The sequence below is a fragment of the Cellvibrio sp. KY-GH-1 genome (genome assembly GCF_008806975.1).
Taxonomy (GTDB): Bacteria; Pseudomonadota; Gammaproteobacteria; order Pseudomonadales; family Cellvibrionaceae; genus Cellvibrio.
The window spans coordinates 1,243,488-1,257,755 of sequence record NZ_CP031728.1; the positions used below are offsets into that span (position 1 = coordinate 1,243,488).

Consider the following 14,268-nt stretch of genomic DNA (forward strand, 5'->3'; position numbering starts at 1 on the left):
ATTGTGCCCGTAGCAACCCGTTGCTGTCAAAAAAACCAATCCTCATAACCATCAGTAAAGCTCATTATCGAGAAAAAAATAGTTGCCCTTATTTAGCGCAAATCATTGTTGTTTTCCGGCTATAATTCGCCCCATTCTCCTTTTAAAAGTCGTACTCCATGCTCAATAAAGATGCTCTGCAACAACTATCCCAACTCAAAACTTCCATTGCTGCTGCCAAAGACATAGCCCAAGGCACAGTACGTACCACCACCAAGCGTTTTGGCTTCCTGATTTTGGACGATGGTCGCGAGGCATTTATCGACCCTGACCAGATGATGCGTGTGCTGCCAGATGACCGGGTAGAAGCGGAAATCAATACCAACAGCAAAGGTCAATATGAAGCCAAATTAATCACATTGATTAAACCTGGCCTGAAAGAATTTGTTGGGCGCTACGTGAATAAAGGCACCACCGATTTCGTCGAGCCGGATGTCGCCAATTTTAATCGCTGGTTATTTATTCCCCAGCAGGAACGCAAAGGTTTTGAAGTGGGCGATTTAATCCACTGTGAAATTGCTCGTCACCCATTTACCAGTGAAGGCAAAACCCAGGTTCATATCATCAACAAACTGGGCAAGCCGGATGACACCGGGGTAGAAAGCCGCTATAGCATTGCTAAATTTCAAATGCCATTTGAATGGCAAGCACCAGCGCAAAACCAGGCGAGCAGCATTAATTGGTCGCCACTTACCTTTGATAACGGCGAACAGGATTTAACTCACCTGCCGTTCGTAACTATCGACTCCGAAAACACCCGCGATATGGATGACGCGATTTACATCGCCACTAACGAGCAAGGCTGGGAATTAATTACCGCCATTGCCGACCCCAGTAAACATATTGATTTCGGCAGCCCACTCGAACTTGCTGCGCGCGAACGCGCCAGCACACATTACATCCTCGGCCAAACCGTCACCATGTTGCCGGTCGATTTATCGCACGATACTTATTCGTTGGTACCCGAACAAAAACGCCCCGCGGTGATTTGCCGCATGCAAATCGCGCGCGATGGCACCATTACTCATTATGAATTTGCTGAAGCGCTCATTCGCTCGCAATGCAAACTCAGTTATCAAGGCGTTTACGATGCGCTAATCAGTGAGATCTCCACCCTCGCCGCGCCAAGCCATGTACACGATATGCTGGTAGAACTGCAAACCTTCGCACAAGTGCGCGCCGCTTATCGCCAAGCCAATGCGTTAGTTATGGAAGAGCGCGCTGATTACGCATTTGTATTAAACGACCAGAAAAAAATTGACCACATTGAAAAGCGCGAGCGCAATATCGCCCACCGCATGATCGAAGAGGCAATGCTGGTTACCAATATTTGTGCGGGGGAATTATTTTTACAACATCCTGGCTACGGTATTTTCTCCAGCCATATCGGGTTTCGTGCCGAGCGAGTGGCCGATGCGCAAGCCCTGATACAAGAAGATCGCCCGGATTTAGCCCCCGGCGATATAACGCAACTTGAAAATTTCACTGCCCTCTTCCGCGAACTGCGCACTAATCCAACCAACAATTCAAACAGTGGCCCATTGCATTCGTTATTGCAACGTATGCTACAAGCAGGCTCATTAACCTTCGACCCTATCCCGCATTTCGGTTTGGGATTTAAAGCCTATGCGATGGTGACCTCGCCAATTCGTCGCTACAACGATTTATTTAATCATCTCGCTATTAAACGTATCTTGCGCGGCGAGCCGCCGATTGACATCGACGATAAAAAGCAATTTTCGGATGCCTTGCAAAACCAATTAAACACCGGCCGTCAGGCATGCCGCTTTACAGAAAGCTGGCTGGGTTGCCAATACGCCGCACAACACCTTGGCAGTTTGCATCAGGGCAGCGTTGCATTGGTTAACTCGTTTGGCTTGGGTATCAAACTGGATGATTGGGGTCTGGATGGTTACGCATTACTCGCACCTAAAGAGAGCGAAGTAAAAGCGCAATTTGATTCACGCCGTTTAAGCCTTACCATCGAAGGAAAAACCTGGTCCCTGGATGATAAGGTTTATGTATTAGTAAAGGATGTTGATATTGAAAAACGCAAAATCGGTTTGGAAATTGTAAGCGAGGAAACCGCCCAGCGTTTAAGTGCATGGCTTTAATCCACTAACGTCTTTCACTATCAGTAAAGGAGATGATCTATGGCAAAACAATATTGGTTGTTCAAAGCTGAACCCCATATTTATGGCATAGATCATCTTGCTGCTGCGCCCAACAAAACCGGCCGCTGGGATGGCATTCGCAATTATCAGGCAAGAAACTTTTTGCGCGATCAGGTAAAACTCGGCGATGAAGTTTTTATCTACCACAGCAGCTGCAAAAATGTCGGCATAGTCGGCACCGCCAAAGTCGTAAAAACCGCCTACCCCGACCCCACCCAATTTAATCCAGAAAGCGATTACTACGATCCGAAATCAACGCCAGAAAATCCGCGCTGGGTGTCGGTGGACATTCAACTCACCAAAGTGTTTCCGCGCTTAATTCCCCTCACAGAAATCAAAGCGCAACCCGAATTGGAAAATATGGTGTTAGTGAAACAGAGCCGATTGTCTACGCAACCGGTGACGAGGGATGAGTGGGAGTTTATTAATTTGCTAACTGCGAAGAAATAATCCCCCAACAAAACGCAGCAAATAAAAAGCCGCAAAATAAAGAAAAACAAATGGCGGAAAATGCAAAGGGCGCAATAAATTGCTCCCCTACAGAATACAAAACCGTGGTATACGAACTAAATCTGCATGATCCATCACCAATCGCAGAAGTTAATTTAGTGAACCCTAAATTTCTATCCCAAATAAAAAAACAGCCACTATTGGTTTTTTATTTTCAAACCAAGATCTATGTAGATCACTCATCCGCCATCCGATCCTGCGCCTTACTCATACCAGTTTCTGGCTCATCCATTTCGTCCGCAGGGTCAACACCTGAGTCATCGCCATCTTCTTCATCTTCTTCAGGCTCCAGGGTTTCGCCATTCATTTGGCTTTGCTCAATTAAGATAGCTTCCGGAGTTTGAATCCCAATGTGGTAGGCAGCGAAGCCCGGGAGCACCACTTGATCCAGCGCCATGCCGATAACGCGGCCTTGATAAGGGGATTTGATGGTAGTACGGGCGTTGGTGATTGGGTCTGTGACCGTGCCCAATAAATCACCCTCTTTAACACGCTGACCCAGCGTTGCTTTACTAAATAAAATTCCGCTTTGGTTTGCGCGCACCCAAGTGGAGCGGTAATACACAGGTGCAATTCGATTCCAGCGTTTTTGTTTGCCGTACATACCCGTCTTTGCGAGCAATGTATTAATGGCAGTAACGCCCTCCTCCACCACTTCACTTTGCATGGCCATTGGTTCACCCGCTTCCAGTGTCACAGCGGGTATTCCAGCGCGCACAGCAGCAGCACGTAGGGAGTTAGGGTTGCCGCGCGAATTTAACACGGCAATCACACCAAAACTTTGTGCGAGGCGCGCTACATTTTCATCGCCAAGGTCGGCACGTAATTGCGGCAAATTGGTACGATGAAATGAACCTGTGTGCAAATCTACCAATGCGTCACACTGCATAATAATTTTAGAAAAAAATGAATGGGCCAAGCGCGAAGCAGAACTGCCGTGTGTATTGCCAGGGAAATAACGGTTCCAATCGCGGCGATCTGGCAAGTACCGTGAGTTCCGACGAAACCCCATAATATTTGCCACCGGCACACCAATAATCGTACCGTTCAATTTGGCAGGATCGATTTCAAATATCACCCGGCGAATCATTTCAATTCCATTTAATTCGTCACCGTGCACGGCGGCAGTCAAACAGAGTGTTTTTCCTGGGTTCGCACCATTCACCACTAACACGGGTGTCGCTTCGCTAAAGGCGCCGACCGCCGCATCTGAATTCCAGGTAAGACGCACCGATGAATTGGGCTTTACTTCCGTATCCAGAATAAATTTGGACAATGTCAGCGAATCTGCAGGCGCAACATTACTGGTCGCTTGAGCACTTTCGCTGGAAATTTGCGCACCTTGACTGGATGCTTGTGCACCGGCACTAGCTTCTGAACCACTGGATACAGCACCAGTTAAATCACCATTTGATGCAGAGCTGCGAACATCAACCACCGTACTTACAACCGATAACGCAGCAACCGATGACTCCGCACTCGATGACGCAGCACTCGATGAAGATACAGCCGACCAAACCGAAACAGATTCAATAGAATCAGTCATGATCGAAGAGACTACACTGGAGCTTATCGCTTCAGAGACACTTGGTTCTGCACTGACATTAGCTTCTTGGCCGGAAACGGATGTACCGGATTTAGTTATTAATCTAGCCTGACTACTAGCAGCAAAATTTGCCGTTAACAGTGATGGTGCAGTTTGACTGGACGATGAAAAATTGGTTTGTGCAATAACAACACTGGAAGAAAAAAAACCAATAGCGAGAAAAGAGCAAAAAAATAATTTCACGGCGGTTGATATGTGGAACTGTCGCTGCATAAGTTCAGTATCTCATTAATATAGGAATATTACTGTACAGCACACATCCATGTGATTAATCCTTAACAGCAATTTATCAGGGAATTATTCCCACTCAATCGTTGCGGGCGGCTTGCTCGATACATCGTAGCAAACGCGAGACACACCAGAGATTTCATTGATAATGCGACCAGATACTTTTTCCAGCAACTCATAAGGCAAATGTGCCCAACGTGCCGTCATAAAATCTACGGTTTCTACTGCACGCAATGAAATTACCCACTCGTATCGGCGGCCATCACCTACAACGCCAACAGACCTCACAGGCAGGAAAACCGCAAAGGCTTGCGAGGTTTTGTGATACCAGCCAGATGCGTGCAACTCTTCCAAAAAGATGGCATCAGCTTCACGCAGAATATCTGCGTACTCCTTTTTAACTTCGCCGAGGATACGCACACCCAAGCCTGGACCAGGAAATGGATGACGGTAAACCATGTCGTAGGGCAAACCTAATTCCAAACCAATTGCACGCACTTCGTCTTTAAATAATTCACGCAGTGGTTCAACCAGTTTGAAGGCCATATCTTCTGGCAAACCACCTACATTGTGGTGCGATTTAATAACGTGTGCCTTACCGGTCTTTGCTGCAGCAGATTCAATTACATCCGGGTAAATAGTCCCTTGCGCCAGCCATTTAACATCTTTCAACTTTGTGGCTTCAGCATCAAACACATCAATAAAAGTACCGCCAATAATTTTGCGCTTTTTCTCGGGGTCATTTACGCCAGTAAGCTTGCCAAGGAATTGCTCTTCCGCATCGGCGCGGATAACACGCACGCCCATATTTTTGGCGAACATATCCATTACCTGGTCGCCTTCGTTTTTACGCAACAACCCGTTATCGACAAAAACACAGGTGAGTTGATCACCAATCGCTTTGTGTAACAGCGCCGCCACTACCGATGAGTCAACGCCACCGGAAAGACCAAGCAACACCTTATCGCCGCCGACTTGCTCTTTCACTTTTTTGATTGCATCTTCAACAATATTAGCGGGCGTCCACAATGGTTCACAACCGCAGGTTTGCAACACAAAGTGTTCAAACATGCGCTTGCCTTGCAGTGTATGGGTAACTTCAGGATGGAATTGCACGCCGTAGAATTTTTTAGCTTCGTCGTACATACCGGCAATCGGGCAAGATGGTGTTGAGGCCATCAAGCTGAAGCCTTCCGGCATTTTAGTCACTTTGTCGCCGTGGCTCATCCACACATCCAGCAACGCGCTACCATCGGCATCTACGTGATCTTTGATGTCTTTAAACAGGGATGAGTCGCCGTGCGCTTTAATTTGTGCGTAGCCAAACTCGCGAACATTTGATCCTTCTACCAAGCCACCCATTTGCATGGCCATGGTTTGCATACCGTAACAAATACCAAATACCGGAACACCCAGGTTGAATACAGCCTCCGGCGCGCGTGGTGAGCCCGCTTCGGTTGTGGACTCGGGACTGCCCGCCAAAATAATTCCTTTTGGATTGTATGCGCGAATTTCTTCATCGCTCATATCCCAGGCCCGAATCTCGGAGAAAACGCCAATCTCGCGTACTCGACGCGCAATCAATTGAGTGTATTGGGAACCGAAATCCAGAATAAGAATTCGCTGTGCATGAATATCGTGAGACATGTTGTGCCCTGCTCGAAATGGAAAAATCAAAAAAATAAAACTTAAAAAATGAATTCTGCTGAAACGAAAAACTCGGGCTTAACCCGAGTTTTTCTTATCGTGACCGCACTTTTTGCGAACACTGATTAACGGCCACCAATTGGATAATTAGGCGCTTCCTTAGTAATCTGCACATCATGAACGTGGCTCTCGCCCATGCCGGCAGTGGTCACGCGCACAAACTCAGGCTTGGTACGCATAGCCTCCAAATCCGCACAACCGGTGTATCCCATCGCTGAACGAACACCACCCATCATTTGATGGATGATGGCAGTCAATGCACCTTTATAAGGAACGCGACCTTCAATGCCCTCTGGCACCAGCTTCTCGGCACCCGCACTGGCATCCTGGAAATAACGATCTGATGAACCCTGGGTTTGCGCCATGGCCCCCAAAGAACCCATACCACGGTAAGCCTTGTAGGTACGACCTTGATACAACTCCACTTCGCCAGGCGCTTCTTCAGTACCGGCAAACATGGAGCCCATCATTACCGCATGAGCGCCAGCAACAATCGCTTTGGCAATATCACCAGAGTAACGGATACCACCGTCAGCAATCGCGGGGACGCCAGTACCTTTCAGTGCAGCCACCACGTTGGCAATAGCAGAAATTTGTGGAACACCCACACCACTTACGATACGGGTTGTACAAATAGAACCAGGGCCAATACCCACCTTAACAGCATCTGCACCGGCCTCTACCAATGCCAGAGCCGCAGCACCGGTAGCAATATTGCCGCCGATTACCTGTACCTCAGGGTATTTGGCCTTGATCGCACGCACGCGATCCAGCACGTTTTTACTGTGACCGTGAGCGGTATCCACCACCAACACATCAACACCGGCTTCAACCAGTGCATCTACGCGGGCATCAGTATCGCGACTGGTGCCCACACTGGCACCTACACGCAGGCGACCTTCAGGGTCTTTACAAGCGTTGGGGTATTTTTCGGCTTTGTTGATATCTTTTACGGTGATCAGGCCGCGCAACTCAAAGTTGTCGTTAACAACCAACACTTTTTCGATGCGGTGTTTGTGTAACAGGTTGCGTACTTCTTCGGCCGATACGCCTTCTTTAACCGTAACCAACTGCGCCTTGGGAGTCATAATACTGGAAACCCTTGCATCCAGATTGGTCTCGAAGCGCACGTCACGACCAGTCACAATTCCAACCAGATTGCCGTTGTCCATCACAGGTACGCCGGAAATACTGTTCTTGCGGGTAAGCGCAATCAGCTCACGAATAGTTGCACTGGATTCGATGGTAATGGGGTCTTTTACTACGCCGGCTTCGAACTTCTTAACAGCGCGCACTTCGGCGGCTTGTTGCTCGATACTCATGCTCTTGTGAATAATGCCGATGCCGCCGTCCTGTGCAATCGCAATCGCCAGGCGGGATTCGGTAACAGTATCCATCGCTGCAGAAATCAGAGGAATATTTAGCTGGATCTTGCGAGTCAACTGAGTTTTCAGGGATACATCTTTCGGCGTGACATCCGAAAAACCTGGCACAAGGAGCACATCATCAAACGTGAGGGCTTCTTCAGCAATTCGCAACATAGCTACCAACCTCAAAATAAAGCGGGAAAAATAAACGCGGAATTATAGCGGCTCGATCTCCCCCGGTAAACCAAAACAACGAACACCAGCCAACTAAAACCACAATATCTTGTGGCTGCTGCCCGATTTCTACCTGCTTTAAGGCTACCCGCATACCGAGGCTTGGCCTAGAATGCCCAGCCAACTGCCTTTGAATCTACCAGCCATGAATGATTTGTTTAGTAAAACTCCGGAGCGGGAAATCCTCAGTGTCAGCCAGCTTAACCGCCAGGCACGCCAGTTGTTGGAGACCCATTTACCTCTGCTATGGGTGGAGGGAGAACTATCCAATGTCTCGATCCCCTCCTCCGGGCACTGGTACTTCACACTGAAGGATGAGCAAGCTCAGGTGCGCTGCTGCATGTTCCGCAACCGAAACATGACCGTCAGATTCAAACCCCAACAAGGGCAGCATGTGCTGATCCGCGCACGCGTTAGCCTGTATGAAGGCCGGGGCGACTACCAGATCATCGCTGAGCACATGGAAGAAGCTGGCAGCGGCGCCCTGCAACGTGCCTTTGACGAACTAAAGCATCGCCTGTCCACAGAAGGCCTGTTCAACGAAGCCCACAAAAAGCCTCTACCAAAAATCCCAAAACATATCGCTGTGATTACCTCACCCACCGGTGCTGCTATTCGCGATGTACTCAGCGTGCTCGAACGCCGCTTTGCCGGCATTCCAGTTACCGTGATTCCAGTCGCGGTACAAGGCAAAGAGTCCGCGCCGCAAATTGTGAAAGCGATTGATCTGGCCAACCGCGCCGGATTGTTTGATGCGATATTGCTGACCCGCGGCGGCGGCTCCATGGAGGATCTCTGGTCATTTAACGAGGAAATAGTCGCACGTGCAATGTTTAACAGCCAATTGCCAATTGTGAGCGCTGTGGGTCATGAGGTGGATTTCACGATTGCCGATTTTGTTGCCGACCTACGCGCACCAACCCCTTCTGCCGCCGCTGAAATACTGGTCCCAGATAGCGAAGAATGGCTGGATAAATTTATCGGCTTTGAAGTGTTACTTGAAGAAGCCATGCTGCGCAAACTTGCGCAACTGCAAAAACATTTACAACATCTGCGTCAGCGTTTGCGTCATCCACGCGAGCGTTTGGAGCAGCAATCACAGCGGTTGGATAACCTCGAAATACGTCTGAAAAACCAGATCAAAAATCTATTAAGTCACCACCAGCACCAAATTTCACAGTTGCGCTTGCGCATGCAAGCCCATCATCCACAGGTGCGATTAGCACAGTTGCGTGAGCGTCTAAATAGCGCCGAAACACAATTGCACAAAGCGCAATTTATCTACCTTGATCGCCAGAAATTACGCCTCGCCACTGCGGCCCGAATGCTCAATACCTTGAGCCCGCTCAACACACTGGAGCGCGGGTTTGCACTGGTAACGGATGCTGAATCCGGCCACCTGATCAGCAACCAGCAACAATTGAAGCCCGGCCAGCGCATTCACACCAGGGTCGCCCAGGGTGGATTTCATAGTACTGTCGAAACGCTGGACACCAACACATCCCCTTAACCGAAAGCCGCCTAAAGGTTTTGATTGCGAAGGACAGCAGCCATTAGTATATTGGCCGGACTTCTTGTCGGGGCGCCTTGGCTGAATTGCATACACTGCACATTTGGTACGGAGGCTGAGATGGGCTCGGCCCAACCCGTAGAACCTGAACAGGCTAGAACCTGCGGAGGGAACAAGGCATATAGCGCACGCTATTTCCCCTGCCCTCCGCCTCATTTCCCCGAGGCACTGTGAAAACTCAAACCAGCCAACAACACATCGCTATTGCCGGTGCCGGCCTGTTAGGTCGCTTGCTCGCTTGGCGTTTGCGTTTATTAGGTCACGAGATCACCTTATTTGAATCCGGAAAATTACAACCAGAGTCAAACTCTGTACGCGCCGCGGCGTTTACCGCAGCAGGCATGATTGCGCCGTTAAGCGAAGCTGTCGTATCTGATGCAAATGTCTATCGTATGGGCCAATTTGCTTTACAACGCTGGCCACAATGGCTGAAGGATTTACCACAGCGCGACCTACCAAAAAACAACTTACGGCAAAACATTTCACCTAAAAGCAATTTACCCAACAACAATACAGAATTGTTTTTTGCCAAAGGCAGCCTGCTGGTTGCACATCCGCAAGATGAAAGTGAATTGCAACAATTTGAAAATGAATTGAATTTTGTAGTGCCTGAATGCCGCAACTACCAATGGTTATCCGGCCATGAAATCCAGACACTGGAACCGGATTTGCACTCGCACTTTATGCGCGGATTGCTGCTACAAGAAGAAGGCCACCTGCACAACCGCGAATTTTTACAGCAACTCGGCGATGAATTAATTCGCTTGAATATTAGCATTCGCGAAAACACATCGGTAGAAACAGAACCACACACTATTCGCACTCATAGCGGCAGCGAAAAATTCGATCTGGTAATTGATTGTCGCGGACTGGGCGCGAAAACACAGCTGAAAGAATTGCGCGGCGTGCGCGGTGAAACACTGCATGTAGAAACCAACGAGATTCATTTGCAGCGACCAGTGCGCTTAATGCACCCGCGCTACCAGCTCTACGTTGTACCCAAGCCGAACAATCGCTTTATTATTGGTGCAACACAAATTGAAAGCGAAGACCGCTCAGCCGTCACCTTACAGTCATCGCTTGAGTTAGGTAGCGCACTTTATACTTTATCGCCCGCGTTTGCTGAAGCACGTATTATCGAAATGGATACCAATTTACGCCCGGCATTTATGGATAACCTGCCCAAGATTTTCTGCAACCCTGGGCTTATCGTGGCCAACGGTTTATTCCGCCATGGGTATTTACTGGCGCCGGCTGTCGTTGAACAAGTACTTACCCAGGTGAAGCAAGACCAAACCATTTTATTTCCCGACTTACTTCAAACTTCTTTACTTTAGATTTCTGTTTCAGGTTAATAAACGATGATTCAAGTGAGTGTTAACAATGAAATTAAATCCGTAGCAGTTGCAACCTTGTTGAGCGATGCACTGCAGGATTGGGGCTACGCTGACAGTAAAATTGCGGTAGCCATCAACCAGGAATTCGTACCGCGCTCTACCTACGCAGAGCGCTCTTTGAGCAACAATGATCAAATCGACATAGTTCGCCCGGTGGGCGGAGGTTAATGCAATGAGCAACGCAACATCACCTGCACGCGATTTCACGCTTTACGGTGAAACATTTTCCAGTCGCTTCTTATTAGGTACTGCGCTCTATGCATCTCCTCAATTAATGCGCGACTCCATTACCCAATCGCGCTGTGAAATTGTGACGCTCGGTTTGCGCCGCCAAAACCCGGCAAATCGCGATGGCGATGCAATTTGGCAATATATTCAGGAAAGCGGTTGCCGTTTATTGCCGAATACGGCTGGCTGTAAATCCGCGAAGGAGGCGGTAACCCTTGCCGAAATGTCGCGCGAAATTTTTAATACTGACTGGATCAAACTGGAAGTGGTTGGCGATGACTACAATCTACAACCAGACCCATTTGGTCTGGTAGAAGCGTCAGAAATTTTAATTAAAAAAGGTTTTAAAGTTTTACCCTATTGCACTGACGATTTAATTTTGTGCAAGCGTTTGTTGGATGTGGGCTGCGAAGTATTAATGCCTTGGGGCGCCCCCATTGGCACCGGCCAGGGGCTATTAAATCGTTATAACTTACGCAGTCTGCGCGAACGCATAAAAGATGTACCCATGATTATTGATGCCGGTCTCGGCGCGCCCTCACAAGCCGCAGAAGCAATGGAGATGGGATTCGATGGGATCTTACTGAACACCGCTGTAGCAAAAGCACACAACCCACCGTTGATGGCAGAAGCCTTTGCCGATGCAATCGATGCAGGTCGCAAAGCTTTTAAAGCAGGGCTCATGCAAAAACGCCAAACCGCTAGCCCAAGCACGCCCACCGTTGGCCAACCCTTCTGGCACCAGCAGTAAGCATTGACGGAAACATCAAAACCTACGAGATTGGCGGTGCTATAAACCCGCCAATTTTTTTTAGCCCGAAAGCCAACTTCTCGGTGATTTTTGATTGTTTGCAATCGCCCGAATTCACATAAACCTGCAACATGTGGGTTAAGCGATGTAAATGGAAATTCATTTCCTGCTGACGCAACAGCGCGTCCTCAACTACCTTGTTAATGCTGATGCCCTGCTGCTTTGCTATCGACTGCAACGATTCTCGCAAATCTTCTTTAAATAACAAACTACCTTTAAACGTAGATGCAATATGCAACACTACGTTTTGCAAGCTATGCAACTTACGATCACCATGGGTGTAGCCCAATCCCGTTAACACGGAACTCAACTCGGCGAACCATTGTTGCAAATGGGCATTCTGTTGCAACATACGCTCAGCAAATTCCGGAACTTCACTCCCCTCCACCACATCATCCAGCGGAATTTCGCTGCGAAAAATCATGGTGCTGACAATTTCACAGCCGCGATACAAATAGGCGGCACGATTCAATTCCAATACCGCAATCACTTCGCGCCAACGGCGGCCATAGGGCTTAAAACGATTGTAATAAATCCCCACAATACTATCGGACAACCCAAGAATTTGCCCATGCAAGGATATTTCACTTTCCACTTTTCCCAATGGATAACCCGTACCATCACAGCGTTCGTGATGCTCACCAACAGCTGTAATTAACTCCAACGGAACATCAGGAATTTCGCGCAATACCTGGCAGGAAATAGCCACATGCCCCTGCAATGTTTGCCATTCTTCACCGGTTAACTCCTCTTCTTTGGCAAGAATATAAGGAGGAATATGCATCATACCGAAGTCATGGGTAATGGCCGCCCAAAATACCAACTGGGTTTCTTCAAGCGGTAAACGCATTTCCTGTGCGATAAAAATCGACCACAAACCTACGCTCAGGGTGCGCTGAAACAAACTATTCATTTGCGCCTCCATGACCGTGAGACGCTGCTGTACCAGTGGAAATTGCTCCAGCATTTCACTCACCGGACGCAAAGAATCCAGCGGATACTTGCGCTCTTCCAGCGACTGGAAAAATTCCGTCTCGCGAATGGTATTTATCATGTGCTGCAGAAAATCCGCATTGCTCATCAACCGTTGGATCTGAATACAGTGGGTTAAGGGCAGAGCCAGAGATGTTGACTCGAAGGGAAGAAGTGTTTTGTAGGTTATCAACTCGCCACTGGCGAGAAGCAACTCACCTGCACCTGAGTAAATGTCTTTTATAGCGATGACGGGATTGGTGGAACATAAGTGTGCCAGATAAAAATCATAAGCATCCAACCGCAAGGGGTCCCACGCGGACGAAGTATTTTTAATCATTGACGGTTGATCGTACGACATAAAACCATCCGTGCAGAACCCATGCGATAACTTAAACGTTAAGCCTTGGATTTACATTATTGTTAGTTAACTGTTCCGTTAGCGGGCGGTGATTAATGCACCAATAGAATTCGCCACAACCAGACGCTTACCAAACCCACCAACAAGCTATAACCAACCATGGATGCCGCAAAACGCGGAGCCAAATTATGGCTCACCGCCAACACCCCGGCAGAAATCATAGCCGGCATTGCCGCTTCCAATACCACCACCTGAGCCGCAAGCCCCCGGATATCAAATAACCACAAACCCAGCCAGGCAAACGCAGGAGACACAACCAAAATATAAAAACAGCCAAAGAGCAATGGGGGCAGATGGGACGATTCCAGCCTGAAACGCCACTGCAACCCCACTGCGACCATCACTACTGGCACAAGTGTAGATGAAATTCGCGCAAGCGCCTCGGCCAGCCAATCTGGATAGCTGAAAAAACGCAGCGGGAAGGCAAGAATCAAAGCAATGAATGAGGGAAACACCAGGATATTGCGCAGGATTTTCGTGGCCGATGTAGCCCCACGAGCATAGTAAGCAGCAAGCGCAATACCAAAGGTATTAAGCGCGATAAATGTCCCCAGCTGATCGTACAAAATTGCGTAAGGAATCCCTTGAGCCCCAAGATGCGCCTCAATTAACGGAATACCCACAAAACCTGTATTGCCAAGCGGCACTAACAACATTAAAGCACCGGTAATTTCGCGCGACCAACGCAACCAGCGCGCGGTAAAAAAAGTAATCGCCGCACTAAAAAACATTACCGCCCACGCAACCACCACCGGAATCAGCGCTTCATGGTTTAGGGTGAGCTTGGGAATTTCAGCCAAAATCAACGCGGGTAAAGCGACGTAAATAACATAACCGTTCAGCGAAGCTGCCGCATTTTCCGGCAAATGTTTACTACGCTGGAATAACAAACCTACCAGCAAACAAATAATTACAACGGCAATATTGGACATGGAGGGGAATCAACAATCAAGTAAGACGGGGGTCAAATAAGCCCTCTGATTATAGAGCAGGCATCTCGTAAT

Annotated in this window: 11 protein-coding genes and 1 riboswitch; of the genes, 6 read left to right on the plus strand and 5 right to left on the minus strand. The window is 48.4% G+C overall.

Annotated features, from left to right (window positions below):
- The first annotated feature begins 158 nt into the window (after positions 1–158).
- Both D0C16_RS05240 and D0C16_RS05245 read left to right on the plus strand, forming a co-directional pair.
- Entirely contained in the window at positions 159–2,153 is a 1,995-nt protein-coding gene (locus tag D0C16_RS05240) for a VacB/RNase II family 3'-5' exoribonuclease (protein WP_151031336.1), read from the plus strand.
- A 39-nt stretch (positions 2,154–2,192) separates the two neighbouring features.
- A complete protein-coding gene (locus tag D0C16_RS05245) occupies positions 2,193–2,663 on the plus strand; it encodes an EVE domain-containing protein (RefSeq protein ID WP_151031337.1) in 471 nt (156 codons plus the stop codon).
- A gap of 235 nt (positions 2,664–2,898) precedes the next feature.
- On the opposite strand, the gene D0C16_RS05250 is transcribed toward D0C16_RS05245, so the two are convergent.
- The 3 genes from D0C16_RS05250 to guaB form a co-directional block, all read right to left on the minus strand.
- Positions 2,899–4,542, minus strand: a complete 1,644-nt coding sequence (locus D0C16_RS05250; RefSeq protein WP_151031338.1) for a succinylglutamate desuccinylase/aspartoacylase family protein — start codon at positions 4,540–4,542, stop codon at positions 2,899–2,901.
- Positions 4,543–4,626: 84 nt separating this feature from the next.
- Positions 4,627–6,204 (minus strand): glutamine-hydrolyzing GMP synthase, encoded by a 1,578-nt coding sequence (gene guaA, locus D0C16_RS05255; protein ID WP_151031339.1) that lies wholly within the window; start codon positions 6,202–6,204, stop codon positions 4,627–4,629.
- Between the two features lie 125 nt (positions 6,205–6,329).
- Positions 6,330–7,805, minus strand: a complete 1,476-nt coding sequence (gene guaB, locus D0C16_RS05260) for an IMP dehydrogenase (RefSeq protein ID WP_151031340.1) — start codon at positions 7,803–7,805, stop codon at positions 6,330–6,332.
- Positions 7,806–8,010: 205 nt separating this feature from the next.
- On the opposite strand from guaB, the gene xseA reads away from it, so the two are divergent.
- From xseA to D0C16_RS05280, 4 genes are all read left to right on the plus strand, one after another.
- Entirely contained in the window at positions 8,011–9,375 is a 1,365-nt protein-coding gene (gene xseA, locus D0C16_RS05265; protein ID WP_151034816.1) for an exodeoxyribonuclease VII large subunit, read from the plus strand.
- Positions 9,376–9,433: 58 nt separating this feature from the next.
- Positions 9,434–9,564, plus strand: a riboswitch (TPP riboswitch).
- A gap of 41 nt (positions 9,565–9,605) precedes the next feature.
- The gene (locus tag D0C16_RS05270; protein WP_225318912.1) at positions 9,606–10,772 is read left to right on the plus strand and encodes an FAD-dependent oxidoreductase; all 1,167 of its coding nucleotides are present in this window, start codon (positions 9,606–9,608) and stop codon (positions 10,770–10,772) included.
- Between the two features lie 24 nt (positions 10,773–10,796).
- Complete coding sequence (gene thiS, locus D0C16_RS05275) at positions 10,797–11,000, plus strand: sulfur carrier protein ThiS (protein WP_151031342.1); 204 nt, start codon at positions 10,797–10,799, stop codon at positions 10,998–11,000.
- Between the two features lie 4 nt (positions 11,001–11,004).
- Positions 11,005–11,811 (plus strand): thiazole synthase, encoded by an 807-nt coding sequence (locus D0C16_RS05280; RefSeq protein WP_151031343.1) that lies wholly within the window; start codon positions 11,005–11,007, stop codon positions 11,809–11,811.
- 22 nt (positions 11,812–11,833) lie between these two features.
- Here the strand turns inward: D0C16_RS05280 and D0C16_RS05285 are convergent, their stop codons facing one another.
- The gene (locus tag D0C16_RS05285; protein ID WP_151031344.1) at positions 11,834–13,204 is read right to left on the minus strand and encodes an HD-GYP domain-containing protein; all 1,371 of its coding nucleotides are present in this window, start codon (positions 13,202–13,204) and stop codon (positions 11,834–11,836) included.
- 92 nt (positions 13,205–13,296) lie between these two features.
- On the minus strand, positions 13,297–14,196 hold the full coding sequence (locus D0C16_RS05290; RefSeq protein ID WP_151031345.1) for an AEC family transporter: 900 nt from the start codon (positions 14,194–14,196) through the stop codon (positions 13,297–13,299).
- Between the last annotated feature and the right edge of the window lie 72 nt (positions 14,197–14,268).